Genomic DNA, 18,239 nt, shown 5'->3' on the forward strand with positions numbered 1-18,239 from the left:
CGGTGAAACGTTGGCTTAGCGTTTAATGCTGACGGGTTAAATACATGCAACTCAATGAGGCAAGGGTGACCATAATCACACCTTGCCAGAAAGTGACTCCTAAGCTGATTCCAAACACCAGTGACGAGAAAAACGCGGAAAAAATCGGCGTGAAATAAGACAAAGTGGCCAGCAGTACCATGTTGCCGCCAATAATTCCTATGTTCCACATCCCATAACCACCCGCCATGGCAAATGCAGCCAATCCTAAGTTGAGTACGGCACTACCGTTCCACGTCATTGGCGGTTGGTCAGTAAGAAGAAATTTAACCCAAAGAGTGGTTGCGGTTGCAATGAAAAACCATGTGATTGCATTTTGCCCATTGGCGAGTCGCTTGGTTACATTGCAGTAAATCGCCCAAATAAAAGCGCCACTGAAGGCGAGGGAATAACTCACGGGATTCGTCGCGACATTCTCGGTAATTCGCGAAATCGAAAGTCCTTCTTCACCGGTTACCGTCCACGCGACCCCAAAAAACGCCATCGCCATTGCCGGATATAACCATATGCTCACTCGCTGGCGGGTTAAGACGACAGCTAACATTACGGTTAAAGCAGGCCAAAGGTAATTAATGACACTCATCTCAACCGCTTGGAATTTATTGTTTGCCATGCCCAAGGTCAGGGCTAAGCACATCTCATAACAAACAAATAAACCGCCCCCAATGATGAGATAGCGGGGAGAAAATCGACTCAATTTGGGTAAGCCGATCACCAAAGCGAGCAATATCGAACTTAAGGTATAAATCATCGCTGCTCCACCGACAGGGCCTAATGATTCTGCGACGTTGCGGATGAAAGGAACAATGGTGCTCCACAGTAAGATAGCGACGCATCCAGCTAAGGTGTATTTGTGTGCTGAAATCAAAGAATACCGCCACGTTAAGAAAAGGAAAGAATGCATTAAGTGTTTAATTTACTTGATGTCGATTGAAGAGATCAATCTCTTTATGCGTGTAAGATACTGCTACCGAGCAAGGTTTCGCAGTGGAGACACGTGATCTTCAAAAGGGACATGCCGCCTTAGAAATGATCGGTCTTCAACACAGCTAGGGCTATCGATTCGGTCCATTCTGAAGTGTCGAAAGTCGTCCCGTTCTGGGTCCCATGCGACCAAATACCAGAGTGGTGGCAAGATTAACATTGCTTGTGGCTCGACTTCCCGATGGGTGGTGGTTCCTTTTGCATCACAATAACCAAAGAGCACGTATTTTTGCTCCAGAAACGAAGTTTCGAAGGTCGTTAGCAAAGAGGCGTCCAATTGTCCCATGTTGGTGATGTCTATTTGAGGCGAGAGTTTTCCGACATACAAACATGCTAACAATCGTCGAAGATCGTGCAACTTTTCTGATGGGAGCGATTTTTCAATTTTGGCGAGTGCCACATCCGCAAGCCCTGTGAAGGGCATTCCTCCTATAGCATCCATTGATGCGACGCCAATTAACAACGCAAACACTTCTGCAACCGAGAACGTCACGGTTGCTTTTACTGATCGCGGGTCAAGTTGTAGCCCACCACCTCGTCCCGGTTCTGAATGGATCACAAACCCTTCATCACGCAGTGCGGTTAAATCACGTAAAACAGTGCGTTTAGACACATCAACTTCACGTGCTAACTCCGCAACGGTCGAAGTGCCGTTACGGCGTAGGCAACGAATAATAGCATCGTGTCGTAGTCGAATTGTCATTGGATAATCTTACTCATTAATAGTGACAATATTTGTCACTATTAACGTATATAAATATGACTCCGACGTCAGTAACTATTTATCGTTATTGCGTCATCCGTATATCTACATCCTTGTATTAAAAGTACCTGTAGGAGACAAGAAATGTCTAATTTAATCGATTTTCCAAATCCAGCGCTAATTTCTGTGAATGGTATTACCCTCGAAGTGTTTGAAGCCGGTCTACAACATAAAGGTAACCCAATCGTGCTTTGTCATGGTTGGCCCGAACATGCCTACTCATGGCGTTTTCAAATCCCAGCGCTCGTTGATGCGGGCTACCATGTCATCGTTCCCAACCAGCGAGGGTATGGTAATTCCTCGCTGCCAGAGGACGTGACGGATTATGACGTCACTCATTTGACCGGCGATCTTATCGCGTTATTGGATCATTACGGGTATGACGATGCCACATTTGTTGGCCACGATTGGGGAGCGATGGTGGTATGGAGCTTGGCTATGCTGCACCCGATCCGAGTGAATAAGGTCATCAACTTAAGTTTGCCTTATCAAGCACGAGGAGATGTTCCTTGGATTGAGTTGATGGCGCAAATAATTGGTAGCGATTACTATTTTGTTCATTTTAACCAACAGCCGGGTGTCGCGGATTCAATATTAAATCAGAATACTCACCAATTTCTTCGTAATCTATATCGTAAAAACGTGCCAATTTCTGAACCCGAGCCAGGTATGCAGATGATCAACCTTGCAAAAGCGACAACGCCTCTGGGTGATCCGGTTATGACCGAAAGCGAGTTAGCAATTTTTGTATCGGCTTTCGAATCCACAGGGTTTATTGGCAGTATAAACTGGTATCGTAATCTCGATCGTAACTGGGGGTTATTGGCGGACGTTAATCCTATCGTTCATCAGCCAACATTGATGATTTATGGAGAGCGAGATTCGATTCCTCAAGCACAGAATCTTTCAGAGTTCGTACCTAATGTGGATGTAATCAGCCTAGATTGTGGTCATTGGATTCAACAAGAACAGCCGGAACAAACTAACCAAGCAATCGTTAATTGGCTGGCGCAAAAAGCACGTTAAATTCGTGACCAGCAAATGAGTACAGGGTGACTGCTTTTGTTTGCATACAATTCAAACTCCTTTAGTATATTATTGAGTATTTAACAGTTTTGTAGCTCACGCTTGGGTAAAATCAAAAAACAGCTATTGCTCGCTCATCACAAAATTATAGGTCTCAACTGTTAGTCTCTGTAAGAGGCACTTGTTAACTGGTCAAGTATGAAAAATAGACGATTTGTAAACCTACCACGTCAAGTTCAGAACGAACTACAAGATCAATATCAAATTATTTATGATGCGCTTGAACGTATGTACGATATAGGAAAGCTTACGAATATAAAGACTAGGTCAATATCTGTTTTTGACCACTGGTTATCTTTCGACGAAGCGATGTCGATACTAACTGAAGTAACACCTTCGATGCAAAATGAATATAACCGTCGTTTACATAAGTTTATATGCTCACTTAGTCATTCATATGAATGTTATTTGATCGTATATAAAGGTCGTTATTCAAGTAAAACTATATACAGAAAGTTCACTTCTGACAGTGCTCGTGAAAAGACACTGTTACCACAAGATTATAGGGCTTGCGAGAATGAGAGGTTTAAGTTAGTCATTCCGGCGTTAGGTATTATGTATTTTGAAGGCTCTGATTTTACTCATCGATTGTATTTTTCCGATGAAAGCGTATTAAAGGTGATTTCTGAATACTTAAGTGAAGCGGAAGTGCATTTAATATAACAAATACGCTAAATATCGACTACCAAAAGGAACACACATGACATTGGAAACCGAGCGACTTATTCTGCGCCAGTGGAAAAGAGACGATTATCAGACATATGCTGAGCTGTGTTCTGACACCAATGTTATGCGGTACTTTCTAGCCCCGCTTTCACGTCACGAGAGTGATGAGCAAGCGACAATGATTCAAACCCTCATTGCAGAACAAGGATGGGGATTTTGGGCGGTTGAATTAAAATCTACTAATCAATTTATCGGCTTTGTTGGTTTACATAGTCAAAGCGCTGATAGTGGTTTACCAAATGCACCGTTTATTGAAATAGGGTGGCGGTTGTCTTCGGAATTCTGGGGCTTTGGTTATGCACCAGAAGCGGCAAAAAGGGCTTTGAAATTTGCTTTTGAAGAGCTTAATGCGCCTGAAGTTTATGCATTTACCACCTTGCAAAATAAACCATCGCAGCGAGTGATGACCAAGGTCGGAATGGTCGATAGTAACCAGAATTTTGATCACCCAAAAGTTACTAAGGGTCACCCGTTAGAGCGTCACTGCTTATACAAAATCACCAAACAGCAATGGTTAGAAAAGCCTATATTCCCGTAATAAGAAAGTCGATCGCAGCAATACTCTCGCTTTTGAATAGAGAATTCTAGTTGGGTGTCGGTTCATTTGAAGGTTTATTGGGGTAGTTCTTTTGTTTATTGTAAGTTCTATAAATGTTTTGTTGACATGAATCGAGTCCTCTATCAGTATGAATTCTATGAATATAAACTTACCGCACCACTCAGCTCGAATTATCATCATTCCATAGGAATGGTGGGATTTGTGATGCGTTAATATTTTATCAAACCCGCCCTAGAGGCGGGTTTTTTATCTCTGCTTCTTGGGAATCACCCTAATTGGAGGAGTTAACATGAAAAAAGTCGCGGTATTCGGGAAACCAGCAAATGGTAAATCAACGTTAAGTAAAAAATTGGCACTCGCCACAGGCATAACATTATATCCTTTAGATTCAATCTTATATCAGCCAAATGGTGACGAAGTAAGCCGAGAAGATTACGAGAAAACTCATGAACGCATTCTCGCTTCTGAGGAATGGATCATTGAAGGTTTTGGGCCACTAAATTCATTGAAGTCGTTTCATCAGCGTTTGGACGAAGCCGACACTTTAATTTATATAGATTTACCCTATTTAGTGACCTATTGGTTAGTGGCAAAACGGTGTTTCAAAGGAATATTTCGCAAACCAGAGGGATGGCCAGAAGGAAGTTCAGTACTTAGCGGAACATTGGAAAGTTATAAAGTATTAAAAATGTGCCCAAAATTCTGGAATGACGACTTTTTGCAGGCATTAGAAAAACGTTCAATAACCAAGAAGCTCTATGTGATTCGTTCGGTTTCTGAGTTAGATAGATTTGTTGAGAAAAATGTGAAATAAAGGAATGTCACAACAGAGGACAAATGCGCAGCGTGTGAGGTTAGATTATATACCATAAGAAAAGGAAGTCGTATGATGAAAACATTTCAAGGTTCATGTCATTGCCAAGCGGTACAGTTTGAAATAGAAACAGACTTATCAGAACTGACCACGTGTGATTGCACTATTTGTCTTAAAAAGAACGCGCTCATGATTAAAGTTCACGAAAGTGCAATGAGAATCACCGCGGGTTTAGAATCACTGACGACGTATCAGTTTCATTCCAACACGGCCGAGCATTACTTTTGTAAAGTCTGCGGTATTTACCCTTTCCATCGTAAGCGTGTCACACCAGATTATTTTGGGGTAAATGTATTTTGTTTGGAGTCTTTTGACACAACAAATATTCCAGTACGCGCCACGGTTGGGGCAGGGATGAAATAGTAGCCACCGTTAGCATTTAATTCAGAATACAGTTCAAATTATTGTGCAGTATTATCGTGACCCGATTTTCTTCAGGAGGTAAACATGATGACGTTAAGTTTTAAATGGTCGAGACTGGATTCCTTAAGTGTTATGGAGTTCTTTGAAATAATTAAAGCACGAGAATCCGTTTTTGTGGTTGAACAGCAGTGTCCATATCAAGAAACTGATGAAATGGATCGTGATTCATGGCATCTCGCGGTGTCTTTGAATGATGAGCTTGTTGCGTATGTGAGAGTCGTTGATCCTGGCGTGAAATATGCCCAACCATCAATAGGCCGAGTTATGACGTTGCAACCATTTCGGCACTTGAAAATAGGTCGCCCGTTGATGAACGAAGCGATTCGTTTTACCGAACACACCTTTCCGAAGCTGGGGATTAAAATTGGTGCTCAAGTCTATTTACAAGGTTTTTATGAATCTTTGGGGTTTGAGGCTGTAAGTGAACCATACGATGAAGACGGCATCCTGCATTTAGACATGCTGAAGCCAACCTAACCAGCAAACATGTGATACTCGGTATATTATTTAGGTCAGTACCCGAAAACTGTTCAGGTAAACTTATGAAAAATATTGCTTTAGGCGTCGTTATAAGAGAAGAGAAAGTGTTAATTCAACATCGCTTTAGACGAAATCAAGGAATGGTATTTGAGTTCCCCGGGGGCTCGATTGATTCTGGTGAGTCTAGCGTTGAAGCGGGAGTGAGGGAGCTTTGGGAAGAGACAGGCCTAAAGGATTTAAAATATCTAGGCAGTCATCAAGCCGTCAACGACTTTGGTGGCGAGATTCATTATGTCGTCTTACGCGCAAGCCGAGATAATGAACCTTATATGACTGATGAGGTAAGGCAACAAACTTTCTATTGGTTAGAGCCAGCAGAGATCCCCCTAGGCGATTTCTATCGAGCAGATATCGACTTTATTCGAAATCACCTGATCCAGTTTATTCAGTAGGTGACTTATTAATGATTAACCAGCATTGGCAGTATGTCGCTGAGAGCCGTTTCTTTATATTGGTCTTCAAGTGCTCGTCTCATTTTGCTGCCATCCAATAGTACGGGTTGCTGCCAAAGGTATTGCATTTTCATGACTTCACTAATTAAGGGTACAAAAGGCGCGATGAGCATAAATGCCCACCACGAAAATTTTGCGGCATGCAAGGTTTTACCGTTGGCGATACAGGCTTTATCCCAGTCATTTTGAGAGAGCTTTAGTCCGTCGTCATGCCATACTTCATAGGACGATTGTGGTAAGGACATAAGCATGGCGGTGTTGTCACATAGGTCGGGTAAGAACGACCAAAAGTGCACATGCCGATCATTATGTGGAAACTTAATTTTTACGCGATTGCGCTTCTGCCTCAAGATCATCGATATCCAAGTGAAATTAGTGTCGGGGCCGATAAAATCACCCGCGCGTACAATGGATACTTTTGCACCCTGTTGGCTCGCTTGATAAAGTCGGTTCTCCATTTTCACTCGAATTTCACCTTTTACCGATACGGGCTTCATCACAACGTCTTCGGTAATATAGTGCTCTTGAGGTGCTAAGTTATACACGTTCCCTGGAAAAAGGATTCGACTCGTGAGTTTCTCTGCGACTCGAACGGTGGGTTCCAATAGCGCCATGGCTTCGGTTTCCCAGCGATGATAAGCCGGGTGAATACCGTATACGATAAGTTCTGCTCCCAAGGCTGCTTCCTCGATCAGAGCTTCATTGTTTGCATCCCCGACCCAAATGTCATTGGTATCTAACCATGCTGGCGCTTTTACAGCTTCGCGTACCAATACTCGAATGTTCCAGCCTGCGTTTCGTAACGAACAAGCCATTTGTGATCCAAAGTTTCCGGTAATACCTAAAATTAGTGCTGTTTTCATCTTGTTTCCTCCTTTAGCTAACGATATTCTACAATTCGGTAAAGAATAGTGAATGTCAGTTTTGCACTATCGGATATTCATAAATGAATAGATAAAGTGAATAGCAAAAATGAATAGTAATAATTGGCAATGGTGGCAATACTTCCTTGCGATTGCAGAAGCAGGCAGTTTAAGCCAAGCCTCGAATCATCTAGCGGTCTCTCAACCGACATTGAGTCGGCAACTGCAAGCGATGGAAAATCGGCTTGGGCAATCGCTTTTTGATCGAAGTACTCAAGGGTTAATCCTTACAACCTTTGGCGAGCGCCTGCTAGAAGATTGTAAACAAATGCAGATGAGCGCACACCGCCTTGAACGCATAGCGGCTGGGCTAGCAACTTCATTGACAGGGCGAGTTCGCTTGGCCGCTAATGAAATGCTTGCACAATATTATCTACCTAAATTGTTACCTCTGTTTATGGATACTTACCCTGAGGTTTCGATTGAACTTGATGTGAGTAATCACGCTAGCAACTTAGATAAACGTGATGCAGATGTCGCGATTCGCATGTTTGAGCCGACTCAATTGGACTTAGTCTGCCGGCGGATTTGCAATATTTCATTAGGCTTTTATGCGAGTGCTGACTACCTCGAGAGAAACGGCACCCCAAACACCGCCGACACGCTCTTTCAGCATCGAATTATTGGCTATGATCGAGATCCACAATTTGAAAAAGGCGCGCAAGTGATGGGGTGGAGTGTAAGTAATGAGCAGTTTTTAATCCGAACGGATTTTATGCCAATGCATCTCGAGCTTGCGCGTCATCATGGGGGGATTATTGCTAGCCACAAGCGTTTGTGCAGTGAAGCTGGTCTGCAAGCGATTACGTTCGACTTTGAGTTGCCGGAATTGCCAGTGTATTTGGTGTGTCACCGAGATGTGCAGCACAATAAGAAGATTCGAGTGTTGATGGATTTTCTTAGCCAACACTTACCGACGGTGTTAGCTTAAAAAATATTGTGGTTGAGAAGATGAAGCTTGAGTTCTTACGCTCATTCACAATATTCCTCGCCTTCGAAGTGCTCTAATTCACCATCATTTACATGATCAATAAACGTTGAATATTGCAAAGCTCTTGATTTAGTGTCAGTTGTCAGAGCTTCGAGTGAACTAATTAAATTCGACAGATCATTTAGCTCAACGCCTCTTGCAAAATAACACGCTTCTATCTTTCTCGAATTGAGTTTTAAATTGTAGGCAAGCTCTAGTGTTTTATTATTTTCTTTAGAAAAGTCATTGGTCATAACAGACTGAAGATTACGAGCATTTTGTTTAATAACAGTTCTAATGGGATCTTTGACTTGTAATGCTTCGATATACGCTTCAATGTCATCGCGAATACCATCTTGATTTTCGTCTGGGCCAGCGATGTTGTCACTACGATCTAACTGAGGTTCAAACGCTTCGTATAACAAGGTGAGTTGTTCATTGATCGTCGATTGAGATTGTAGATCGCTAACCATTTTACCGGGTAACGTTAAGGTGACAGAGCCAACTTCAATCACTATTTTGTTTTCGCTACATGCGCTCAACAAGAAAACAGCAAGTAGGTATGTGGTTAATGTAGAAAGGTTCATCAAACAAGACCATTAGAAAAATTATAATCATCAATTTATCATTAATAGCCAGATGGCACTGGTTAATTTCCCACCTTCGAGCGCGCATTCTTATTCTCAATACACACAAAGCTGGATTGAAGGTTGCTATAACTTAGTCGTAAATTGAAGGATAAAAAAAAGCGCTGCTAGTGCAGCGCTTGAGGGTATTAAGCATTATTCATTTAGAGGAACTTTTTAAACGGTGGCTTCGGTAGATGACTCATTCTGTTTAAGAAAAGCATAGGTGAAACCCGTAACAGCCGTACCTGCAATGATAGCGACAAGATACATGATGACTGGCGAAATGGCTCCTGGGATCAACAATACAAATAAACCACCGTGGGGTGCCACAAGTTGTGCTCCGACTAGCATAGATAAAGCACCGGTTAGAGCGCCACCAATCATACAAGAAGGGATAACACGCATTGGGTCTTTGGCTGCAAAGGGAATCGCGCCTTCAGAAATAAAACACATACCAAGGACAAAAGAGGCTTTACCCGCTTCTCGTTCACCGGCTTCAAATTTACTTTTTGCGAGGAAGGTTGCCAATCCCATTCCAAGAGCTGGAACCATTCCTGCAGCCATGATTGCTGCCATTGGCGTATAGGTTTGCGAAGCAAGTAGACCAACACCGAACGTATAAGCGGCTTTGTTGACTGGGCCACCAAGATCGAAACACATCATCGCCCCAAGGACAATGCCAAGAAGTACCGCATTTGTACTGCCCATATTATTTAGGAAGTCGGTCATTGCAGCCATGATGCTGGCAACAGGCCCGCCAATTACGTATATCATGACTAGGCCAGTAAATAAGCTAGCAAAAAAAGGTATGATTAAAATTGGCTTAAGTGCTTCCATTGACTGGGGTAGTGACACTTTGTCGACGATGAATTTTGCCGAGTATCCCGCGATAAGACCCGCGACAATGCCCCCTAAAAATCCTGAGCCTGTTGAGCTTGCGAGCATTCCACCAATAAGTCCGGGTGCTAAACCTGGGCGATCGGCGATAGAGAAGGCAATAAAACCAGCAAGAACCGGGATCATCAGAGCAAATGCGCTGCCTCCTCCTATCGACATTAGCGCGGCCGCTAAGGTCCCTTCTTCTTTAAATGCCTCAATACCAAATATGAAAGAAAGTGCGATAATCAGACCACCGGCGACAACAACCGGAAGCATGTGCGACACCCCGGTCATTAGATGTTTGTAGATTCCTTTTTTCTCTTCAGGTGCCTTGGTTTGGCTATTGTTATTGCCGGGTTGGGTATAGGTTGTCGCCGAAGCAAAGGCTTGATTGATTTCTTGCTCTGGTTTCTTAAGCGCAAGGCTGGTACTGGTTTTGTAAAGTAGCTTGCCTTCGAACTGGCTAAGCGGAACATCAATATCCGCCGCAATGATAACGACATCAGCTTCCGCAATTTCTTGGGCAGTGAGTTGGTTCTTGGCACCTACTGAACCGCGAGTTTCGACTTTTATCGTGTGTCCAAGGCGCTTGCCGTGTTTCTCAAGAGCATGAGCGGCCATGAATGTGTGTGCGACGCCAGTCGGACAAGCGGTGATCGCTACGATTTTTTTACCGTTACCTGATGGTGGTGTGAATTCTATTGGCACAACCGTCGTGCCTTGTTCAAGAGTCGTTGCGTTGTCGATAGCTTTGTTTAAAAAGGCTTTAGGATCACTTGTACATTCAGAAATACTGGCTTGATACACCTTCTTCCCAACAAAGCGCTGAGTATCAACTGGCGTGTTAGCAGCAATAATGATGACATCGGATTCTGCAATTTGAGCATCTGTGAAGGGGTGAGCATCCACGACGTTAGAGTGGCACTCAACTGTCGCGTCGTGTCCGAGTATCTTTGCAGCTTGATCAAGCATTCCGGCAGCGATGAGGCTATTTGCTACGCCACTGGGGCAGGCAGTAATTATTGAGATTTTCATAGACTTTACCTTCGTGTTCATTTGTTTCACTTCAAATTGGAGTTAGTGTTCTGACGTTTATTTGTTATTTTTTGTAATTGAACTTGCTTTTGTAGGGATAAAACTTCGTTAATGTCGGGTGCGCCAACACCCACTTGGCACACCGCAAGTGCTGAGAGTGCTGTTGCAAAAGAAAGTATGTCGGCTTTAGGTAAGGCTTGCATATAGCCCCAACAAAATCCGGCAACCAAGGTATCACCAGCGCCGACGGTGCTGATGACATTCATCTGGGGTGGTTTGGCTTGATACCATTGGGTATTTTCGAGCCACAGAACGCCTTCTGCTCCCATAGAAACAACAATGTTAGCGATTCCTTTGTCGGACAGTACTTCAGCCGCTTCAATGCATTGATTTTGTGAGGAGAGGTGATGACCGATATAGTGCGAAAGCTCTTCATCATTTGGCTTAATTAACCAAGGTTTTGCTTCGAGACCTTTTGTGAGCGCCTCTCCACTGCTATCAAATAGCACTCGTTTCCCATTTTGCTGTAAGAGCGTAATCCATTGTGCACTTTGCTCGGCACTAATGCCTATTGGTAGACTGCCCGAAAACACAAAGTAGTCGTGGTTTTGCATTAGCTTTTTAAGTACGACTTCGAATTGTGAAATGGCGGATTGGTCGACGGTAAAACCAGGGAAATTGATATCACTGACATTACCGTTTTCTTCGACAAGCTTTACGTTTATCCGAGTCGAACTTTCTACCCGAATAAATTCATCGTTAGCCCCCAGGTCGGTAAATAACTCCTCGAAAAGATCTTGGTTTTTTGCACCTAAAAATCCCGTTACCGTTACTTCTGCCCCTAAGTCACTTAGCACTTTAGCAACGTTGACCCCCTTACCGGCGGCATGGAGCGAGCCTTTATTCACTTGGCTTACTGAACCGATATTTAGTGCATCTAAATGGCCAGTTAAATCAAGCGCGGGGTTTAGAGTAATCGTCACGACTTTTTTTGTTTGCGTTGCCATAAACCGTTCCAGTTTTCTTCGCTGATATTAATTGCTGAATCGATTCAGCATTGTTTTAAAAAAATTCAGCAAATTTGATCTTTGCTGAATCCTTTCAGCTTTCATACTGAACCGATTCAGCTTATAATTCAACTCATCAATATGGCTGGGATTTATTTATATGATCCATCGCACAAAAAAGATCTCGTTATGACACTAGAAGAAATTGCAAAACTTGCGGGCGTATCTAAGACCACGGCCAGTTACGTGATCAACGGTAAAGCTGACAAATATCGTATTGCTGAAAAGACTCAAGAAAGAGTGATGGAGGTTGTCGAACAGTATAATTACCGGCCCGATCACGCGGCATCGTCGTTACGAGCGGGTCACAGTCGCTCTTTTGGTTTAATTATTCCAGATTTGGAAAACTCGAGTTATGCCCGAATAGCAAAACTACTCGAACAGAACTCGAGGAAGGCGGGTTTTCAGATATTGATTGCGTGTTCTGACGATGATCCTGAAACAGAGAAATTGGTGGTAGAAGCATTGCTTTCACGCCGTATAGATGCCTTGTTTGTTGCGAGTGCGGTATCTGATGCGAGCGAATACTATTTATCGATTCAGAAACGAGGTACACCGATTATTGCTATCGACCGGTCATTGGACGATGAATACTTCAGCTGTGTGATTAGTGAGGATTATGGCGCGGCATTTCAATTAACCAATTCGGTGATTGATGCCAGTACCCATTCCATCGGACTTATTGGTGCTTTGCCGAGTTTGAATATTTCTAAAGATCGCCATCTTGGGTATGAAGCTGCCTTGAAAGAATCTGGCTTAGTTCCGCAGATTGCGTATGGTGAACATTTTAACAATGCAGAAGGTAAAAGGCTCTTTTTGGAATGGATTGAAGCCTGTACGGTCCCACATGCGATTGTCACAACATCGTATACTCTGTTAGAAGGTGTGTTAGACGTTCTTATCGAAAAACCCGAACTTATGCATACAGTGAAATTGGCTACATTTGGTGACAATCGTTTGTTAGATTTTCTGCCAATAAAAGTGAATTCACTGCCCCAACAATTTGAATTAATTTGTGGCAGTGCGTTGGAACTTGCACTCAACGCAACCGAAAAGCGTTATAACCCAGGCGTTGAGTTGATTCCAAGGACAATTAAAATTCGGCGATAAGCATTTTTTATAGAAATATATCTTAATGACTAATCGATGAACCGGTGACTTCTTGGAATAGTGCTTCAATAGTTACGATGTTGTTTTGAACATAGTCGATAAAAGCACGCATCGTGGGAGTTGGGTGCTTACCTTGTGGGTAGACTAAACTCCACGATCGGCGTAATGGAAAACCGGGCAGGGGTAGTATCTTAATAGATTCGTTTTGCAGTTCAGCAACGACACTTAAACGCGGTAAAACACTCACACCTAAGCCAGCCATAACCGCATGTTTAAGCCCTTCATTCGAGTCTATTTGAATATATGGATTCAACTTTACTCGCACATCTTGGCAATGCTGTTCCAGTGCCAATCGGTTGCCTGATCCCGGCTCACGTAGCATTAACCTGCTGTCGAGAAAGTCTTCAATTGTGACCTCTTTCTTTGAGAGAAGAGGATGATTTGGCGCGACTAAAGGCAGAAGTTCGTTATCGAGAAAAGGTAATGATGAAAAGGGCTTTCCGGTCGGTACCATCCCCATGATAACGATATGGTCTACATTTTCACTTAAGCGTTCGATTGCCTGAGTTCGATTCACCGCTTTCACATTGACCGAGATATGAGGGTGAAGTTTCATAAATCCATTCAATAAATAGGGAACAACACATTGAGCAGTATTGACCGCCGCGATGTTTAATTCTCCAGAGATTTGTCCTTTCATTTCCCCAAGTTCTTGTTGCAGGGTTTGCAGCTGTTCAAATATCGATTCTACCGCTTCAAATAAGTATTCTCCCGCCGTGGTGTGGTAGAGCTTGCGACCGACATATTCGAAAAGGGGTTGCTCTAATGCTTGCTCAATTTGACGTATTTGGCTACTGACTGCGGGTTGAGTTAAACCTAACTCAAGCCCGGCACGACTGTAGCTTTTTAACTTGTATACGGATTGAAACACCTGAAGTTGGCGAAAAGAGAGCCGACTTGCCAGTTTATGTACGCTCATTGACATAAGAAAGGTTCGGTTATTTATCTATAACCAATAGCTTATAGATAAACGAAAAAATATCAATTATACGCTGATTATCTCTCAGGTTATGGTGTTTACAGGCGACCAGATATGAGGATTTCAGACAAGGATTTCTGTCTGTCATATCGTGAGTACTGGTTATCACTCTCTTCAAGGAGTCATAAAAATGCTGAAGAAAGTTCTAATTGCTAACCGAGGTGAAATCGCAGTGCGTATCGTCCGTGCATGCGCTGAAATGGGGATTCGCTCGGTAGCTATTTATACCGAGCCAGATCGTTATGCTCTGCATTTAAAACGTGCTGATGAATCTTACTCATTAGGTACCGACCCGTTAGCGGGATATCTAGATCCACTACGATTGGTAAACCTTGCTTTGGAAACCGGTTGTGACGCTATTCACCCTGGCTACGGCTTTTTGTCTGAGAATGCGGAATTTGCTCGTCTTTGTGAAGATGCCGGTATTGTGTTCATTGGCCCCAAATCTAGCGTGATTCATTCGATGGGCGATAAAACTCAGGCACGCGATAGCATGAGAGCGGCTGGAGTGCCGATTACTCCGGGCTCAAATGGGAACCTTAATGGTGTTGGAGAAGCGTTGTCGCTAGCGGAAAAGTTCGGTTATCCAGTGATGATCAAAGCAACTTCGGGTGGTGGTGGACGTGGGATACGTCGTTGTGATTCAGCGCAAGAGCTAGAACAGCAATATCCGAGAGTGATCTCAGAAGCAACCAAGGCATTTGGGGCTGCGGATGTGTTTCTTGAGAAATGCATTGTTAACCCTCGTCATATCGAAGTACAAATTCTGGCGGATTCTCACGGTAATGTCATTCATCTGTATGAGCGTGATTGTTCAATTCAACGACGTAATCAAAAGCTCATCGAAATCGCCCCAAGCCCTCAACTGACGCCTGAACAACGGGAATATATTGGTAGCTTAGCGGTGCGAGCGGCCGCGGCAGTCGGGTATGAAAACGCGGGAACGGTGGAATTTCTGCTAACTGGTAACGAAGTCTATTTCATGGAAATGAACACGCGAGTCCAGGTTGAGCACACCATTACTGAAGAAATTACTGGCGTTGATATTGTACGTGAACAGCTTCGGATCGCATCAGGTTTGGCGTTGAGTTATCGTCAACAAGACATTAGTTATCGAGGATTTGCTCTGCAATTTAGAATTAACGCAGAAGACCCAAAGAACGACTTTCTTCCTAGTTTTGGCCGTATTTCTCACTACTACGCTCCCGGTGGTCCAGGAGTGCGGGTGGATACAGCGATTTATACAGGCTATGAGATTCCTCCTTATTACGATTCTATGTGCATGAAGTTGGTTTGTTGGGCATTGACGTGGGACGAAGTGATAGCTCGTGGTAAGCGTTCATTGGATGACATGCGGTTGCGCGGTGTGAAAACCACAGCCACATATTATCAGCAGATATTGAGCCATCCAGAATTTCAACGTGGCGTGTTTGACACCAGTTTTGTATCCGAACATCCAGAGTTGCTTCACTACTCTGAAAAAGGGGTCCCGAAAGAAATTGCATTAGCATTAGCGGCTGCGATTGCAGCTCATGCTGGCTTATAACCATAGCAGTTATCAAAAAAAATTAATGAAAAGCACGCCATTCGTGCTGAATAGAATTTTGGAGTGAAACCAATGAGCAAGATCCAGATTACTGACGTTACTCTACGCGATGCCCATCAGTCGTTAATTGCGACGCGTATGCGTACCGAAGACATGCTGCCAATTTGCGATGCCCTCGACCAAGCTGGATTCTGGTCTTTAGAAGTATGGGGAGGCGCGACGTTTGATGCTTGTGTACGCTTTCTTAAAGAAGATCCGTGGGCGCGTTTACGTGCGCTACGTCAAGCCTTGCCAAATAGTCAATTGCAGATGTTACTGCGCGGGCAAAACTTATTAGGTTATCGCCATTATGCCGATGACGTTGTTGAAGCATTTGTTCACAAAGCGGCTGAGAATGGTATCGATGTGTTTCGTGTTTTCGATGCGTTAAATGATTTACGTAACCTTGAAACCGCGATGAAAGCTGTTAAAGCGGCTGGAAAACACGCCCAAGGCACGATTTGTTACACCACCAGTCCAGTACACACTGAAGCGTTATTTGTTCAGCAAGCCAAAGATCTGGTTAATATGGGCGCGGACTCTATCGCGATTAAAGACATGGCAGGTTTACTGACGCCATACGCGACATACGATCTAGTCAAAGCTCTTAAATCGGCGGTCGACATTCCTGTGCTTATTCATAGTCACAATACCGCGGGGCTGGCATCGTTATGCCAAATGAAGGCGATTGAAGCAGGGGCAAGTGGAATTGATACCGCAATCTCTTCGTTTGCTGGCGGCACAAGTCATCCAGCATGTGAATCACAGGTAGCGGCATTAAGAGGAACAGAGTTTGATACTGGAATGAACTTGAGTCAGCTCGGGGAAATTGCCGATTACTTTCAAGACGTACGCAAAAAGTATCATCAATTTGAATCGGAATTTACTCGAGAAGATGTGTCAGTTCAAATCAATCAAGTGCCGGGTGGAATGATGTCGAATCTGGCAAACCAGCTCAAAGAGCAAAATGCACTGGATAAAATAGGTGAAGTGTTTGCTGAAATACCACGAGTTCGAGCGGATCTTGGATTTCCTCCTTTAGTGACACCAACCTCTCAGATTGTTGGAACTCAAGCGGTATACAACGTTTTGGCCGGTGAACGTTACAAGACCATCACCAATGAAGTGAAGCGCTACCTTCAAGGTGGCTATGGCGCTGCACCTGCTGCGGTCGATTTGGACTTACAGAAAAAAGCCATCGGTAATGAAATTGTGATGGAAGGGCGTCCGGCGGATCAACTGACTCCCGAAATGAGCCGACTTAAAGAGGAGATCGGTGAACTTGCTGAGAGTGATGAAGATGTACTGACGTTTGCGATGTTCCCAGACCTTGGACGGGAATTCTTAGCACAACGTGCCGAAAATACATTGGTCCCTGAAGCGTTGATTCCCGCAGAGCAAGCGGAATCTAAAATGGCAATGGCGACAGAGTTTAAGATTGATGTTTCTGGTGAAAGTTACGATATCGCGGTTACGGGAGTTGGTGATTTTGGTGGTGGTAAACGTAAAATTTACATGTCGATGGATGGCGTACCTCGTGAAGTGATTTACGAGTCGCTCAATGAATATGTAGACGATGGTCAACATAAGGGGCGTAAACGAGCCACAGAACCAGGAGACGTGACCGCAACGATGCCAGGTAATGTCGTTGAGGTGTTAGTAAAAGAAGGTGACAAGATCGATGCCGGACAAGCTGTTCTAATTGCAGAAGCGATGAAAATGGAAACCGAAATTCATTCAAGTGTGGCAGGAACAGTTCAAGCGGTTAACGTTAGCAAAGGCGACCGTGTCACGCCAGGTGAAGCGCTCATCGAAATCGCATGAGGTGATTAAAACGTAATATGCACATTGGATACGTCATACTTGGAGTATCCAATGTGCTTAAGTGAGCGATGTGCCTAGGTTAACAATATACTTAGGTTACAGAAAAATCATCGGTAAGGTCATCAGCAACAATAAACCCATTGCGAGATTAAACACTCGATTGTAAGTCGGGTGTTGCAGTTGCTTCGAAACCAACTTCCCAATTGTGATCCACATAAAGGTTCCCGGTAAGGTCGCGGTGTTAAAAAATAGAATACAGAGTAGGGCTGAAGGCCAAAACAAATCACCCGTTAAGGTAAATACGCTGCTTGCTGTCATCAAGTTAGCCCATGACTTAGGGTTTATCACCTGAAACAACGCCGCTTCAATAATCCCCATTGGCTTTGCATCCTCATTGACGCGATGCATCTTTGCAAACGCAATCTTGAATGACATGTAAACAATATAACCAGCGGCAATGTAAGTACAGATAGTGTGAGTCGTTGGCCAACGTTCAAATAATTGCCCCAGTCCAAGTAAAATTGTGAAATGGAGAATGGTCATCCCACAACGTATACCAAGAACGTGAGGAAGCGTTTTAACGACTCCAAATTGGGCTGCGGAATGGGCGAGTAGAATATTGTTTGGCCCCGGAGTGACCGTTGAGATAAAACAGAAAAGTGCCAGAGAGGGAATAATATTGATTAGTTCGTTATTCATGTCGTAAGTCCTGTACAATATAAATTGTACCCT

The 18,239-nt window shown here is 43.7% G+C and carries 19 protein-coding genes; 11 read left to right on the plus strand and 8 right to left on the minus strand.

Annotated elements, in window-relative coordinates; genetic code table 11:
- Positions 1–22: 22 nt before the first annotated feature.
- Positions 23–907 carry an aromatic amino acid DMT transporter YddG gene (yddG, locus tag ACWU4D_RS12675; RefSeq protein ID WP_456051804.1) on the minus strand — a complete coding sequence of 295 codons (885 nt, stop codon included), beginning with the start codon at positions 905–907 and terminating at the stop codon, positions 23–25.
- A 99-nt stretch (positions 908–1,006) separates the two neighbouring features.
- The gene (locus ACWU4D_RS12680; protein WP_456051805.1) at positions 1,007–1,726 is read right to left on the minus strand and encodes a helix-turn-helix transcriptional regulator; all 720 of its coding nucleotides are present in this window, start codon (positions 1,724–1,726) and stop codon (positions 1,007–1,009) included.
- 144 nt (positions 1,727–1,870) lie between these two features.
- Here ACWU4D_RS12680 and ACWU4D_RS12685 point away from each other — a divergent pair, with 144 nt between their 5' ends.
- The 7 genes from ACWU4D_RS12685 (at position 1,871) to ACWU4D_RS12715 (ending at position 6,386) form a co-directional block, all read left to right on the plus strand.
- Positions 1,871–2,812 (plus strand): alpha/beta fold hydrolase, encoded by a 942-nt coding sequence (locus tag ACWU4D_RS12685; protein ID WP_456051806.1) that lies wholly within the window; start codon positions 1,871–1,873, stop codon positions 2,810–2,812.
- A 198-nt stretch (positions 2,813–3,010) separates the two neighbouring features.
- On the plus strand, positions 3,011–3,535 hold the full coding sequence (locus tag ACWU4D_RS12690) for a hypothetical protein (protein ID WP_456051807.1): 525 nt from the start codon (positions 3,011–3,013) through the stop codon (positions 3,533–3,535).
- 37 nt (positions 3,536–3,572) lie between these two features.
- Positions 3,573–4,136 (plus strand): GNAT family N-acetyltransferase, encoded by a 564-nt coding sequence (locus ACWU4D_RS12695; protein WP_456051808.1) that lies wholly within the window; start codon positions 3,573–3,575, stop codon positions 4,134–4,136.
- 310 nt (positions 4,137–4,446) lie between these two features.
- Positions 4,447–4,971 (plus strand): adenylate kinase, encoded by a 525-nt coding sequence (locus ACWU4D_RS12700; RefSeq protein WP_456051809.1) that lies wholly within the window; start codon positions 4,447–4,449, stop codon positions 4,969–4,971.
- 72 nt (positions 4,972–5,043) lie between these two features.
- A complete protein-coding gene (locus tag ACWU4D_RS12705) occupies positions 5,044–5,394 on the plus strand; it encodes a GFA family protein (protein ID WP_456051810.1) in 351 nt (116 codons plus the stop codon).
- Between the two features lie 84 nt (positions 5,395–5,478).
- A complete protein-coding gene (locus ACWU4D_RS12710) occupies positions 5,479–5,931 on the plus strand; it encodes a GNAT family N-acetyltransferase (RefSeq protein ID WP_456051811.1) in 453 nt (150 codons plus the stop codon).
- A 65-nt stretch (positions 5,932–5,996) separates the two neighbouring features.
- Positions 5,997–6,386, plus strand: a complete 390-nt coding sequence (locus ACWU4D_RS12715; protein WP_456051812.1) for an NUDIX hydrolase — start codon at positions 5,997–5,999, stop codon at positions 6,384–6,386.
- Between the two features lie 8 nt (positions 6,387–6,394).
- Here ACWU4D_RS12715 and ACWU4D_RS12720 read toward each other — a convergent pair whose 3' ends face one another.
- Positions 6,395–7,309, minus strand: a complete 915-nt coding sequence (locus ACWU4D_RS12720) for an epimerase (RefSeq protein WP_456051813.1) — start codon at positions 7,307–7,309, stop codon at positions 6,395–6,397.
- 109 nt (positions 7,310–7,418) lie between these two features.
- On the opposite strand from ACWU4D_RS12720, the gene ACWU4D_RS12725 reads away from it, so the two are divergent.
- Positions 7,419–8,300, plus strand: a complete 882-nt coding sequence (locus ACWU4D_RS12725) for a LysR family transcriptional regulator (RefSeq protein ID WP_456051814.1) — start codon at positions 7,419–7,421, stop codon at positions 8,298–8,300.
- A 41-nt stretch (positions 8,301–8,341) separates the two neighbouring features.
- On the opposite strand, the gene ACWU4D_RS12730 is transcribed toward ACWU4D_RS12725, so the two are convergent.
- The 3 genes from ACWU4D_RS12730 to pfkB all read right to left on the minus strand — a co-directional run bounded on the left by ACWU4D_RS12730 (position 8,342) and on the right by pfkB (position 11,889).
- Positions 8,342–8,926: a chromosome partitioning protein ParA gene (locus ACWU4D_RS12730; RefSeq protein ID WP_456051815.1), complete on the minus strand. Its 585-nt coding sequence runs from the start codon at positions 8,924–8,926 to the stop codon at positions 8,342–8,344.
- A gap of 216 nt (positions 8,927–9,142) precedes the next feature.
- Complete coding sequence (gene fruA / locus ACWU4D_RS12735; RefSeq protein WP_456051816.1) at positions 9,143–10,882, minus strand: PTS fructose transporter subunit IIBC; 1,740 nt, start codon at positions 10,880–10,882, stop codon at positions 9,143–9,145.
- A 26-nt stretch (positions 10,883–10,908) separates the two neighbouring features.
- Positions 10,909–11,889: a 1-phosphofructokinase gene (gene pfkB, locus ACWU4D_RS12740; protein ID WP_456051817.1), complete on the minus strand. Its 981-nt coding sequence runs from the start codon at positions 11,887–11,889 to the stop codon at positions 10,909–10,911.
- A 141-nt stretch (positions 11,890–12,030) separates the two neighbouring features.
- Here pfkB and cra point away from each other — a divergent pair, with 141 nt between their 5' ends.
- Positions 12,031–13,059: a catabolite repressor/activator gene (gene cra, locus ACWU4D_RS12745; protein ID WP_456051973.1), complete on the plus strand. Its 1,029-nt coding sequence runs from the start codon at positions 12,031–12,033 to the stop codon at positions 13,057–13,059.
- Between the two features lie 22 nt (positions 13,060–13,081).
- On the opposite strand, the gene ACWU4D_RS12750 is transcribed toward cra, so the two are convergent.
- Positions 13,082–14,044, minus strand: coding sequence for a LysR family transcriptional regulator (locus ACWU4D_RS12750; protein ID WP_456051818.1), 963 nt, complete (start codon positions 14,042–14,044; stop codon positions 13,082–13,084).
- A gap of 184 nt (positions 14,045–14,228) precedes the next feature.
- On the opposite strand from ACWU4D_RS12750, the gene ACWU4D_RS12755 reads away from it, so the two are divergent.
- Entirely contained in the window at positions 14,229–15,644 is a 1,416-nt protein-coding gene (locus ACWU4D_RS12755; RefSeq protein ID WP_456051819.1) for an acetyl-CoA carboxylase biotin carboxylase subunit, read from the plus strand.
- Between the two features lie 72 nt (positions 15,645–15,716).
- Positions 15,717–17,507: a sodium-extruding oxaloacetate decarboxylase subunit alpha gene (oadA, locus tag ACWU4D_RS12760; RefSeq protein WP_456051820.1), complete on the plus strand. Its 1,791-nt coding sequence runs from the start codon at positions 15,717–15,719 to the stop codon at positions 17,505–17,507.
- A 96-nt stretch (positions 17,508–17,603) separates the two neighbouring features.
- Here oadA and ACWU4D_RS12765 read toward each other — a convergent pair whose 3' ends face one another.
- Positions 17,604–18,206, minus strand: a complete 603-nt coding sequence (locus ACWU4D_RS12765; protein ID WP_456051821.1) for a LysE family translocator — start codon at positions 18,204–18,206, stop codon at positions 17,604–17,606.
- Positions 18,207–18,239 lie beyond the last annotated feature (33 nt).

This window comes from Vibrio phycocola (genome assembly GCF_053850235.1).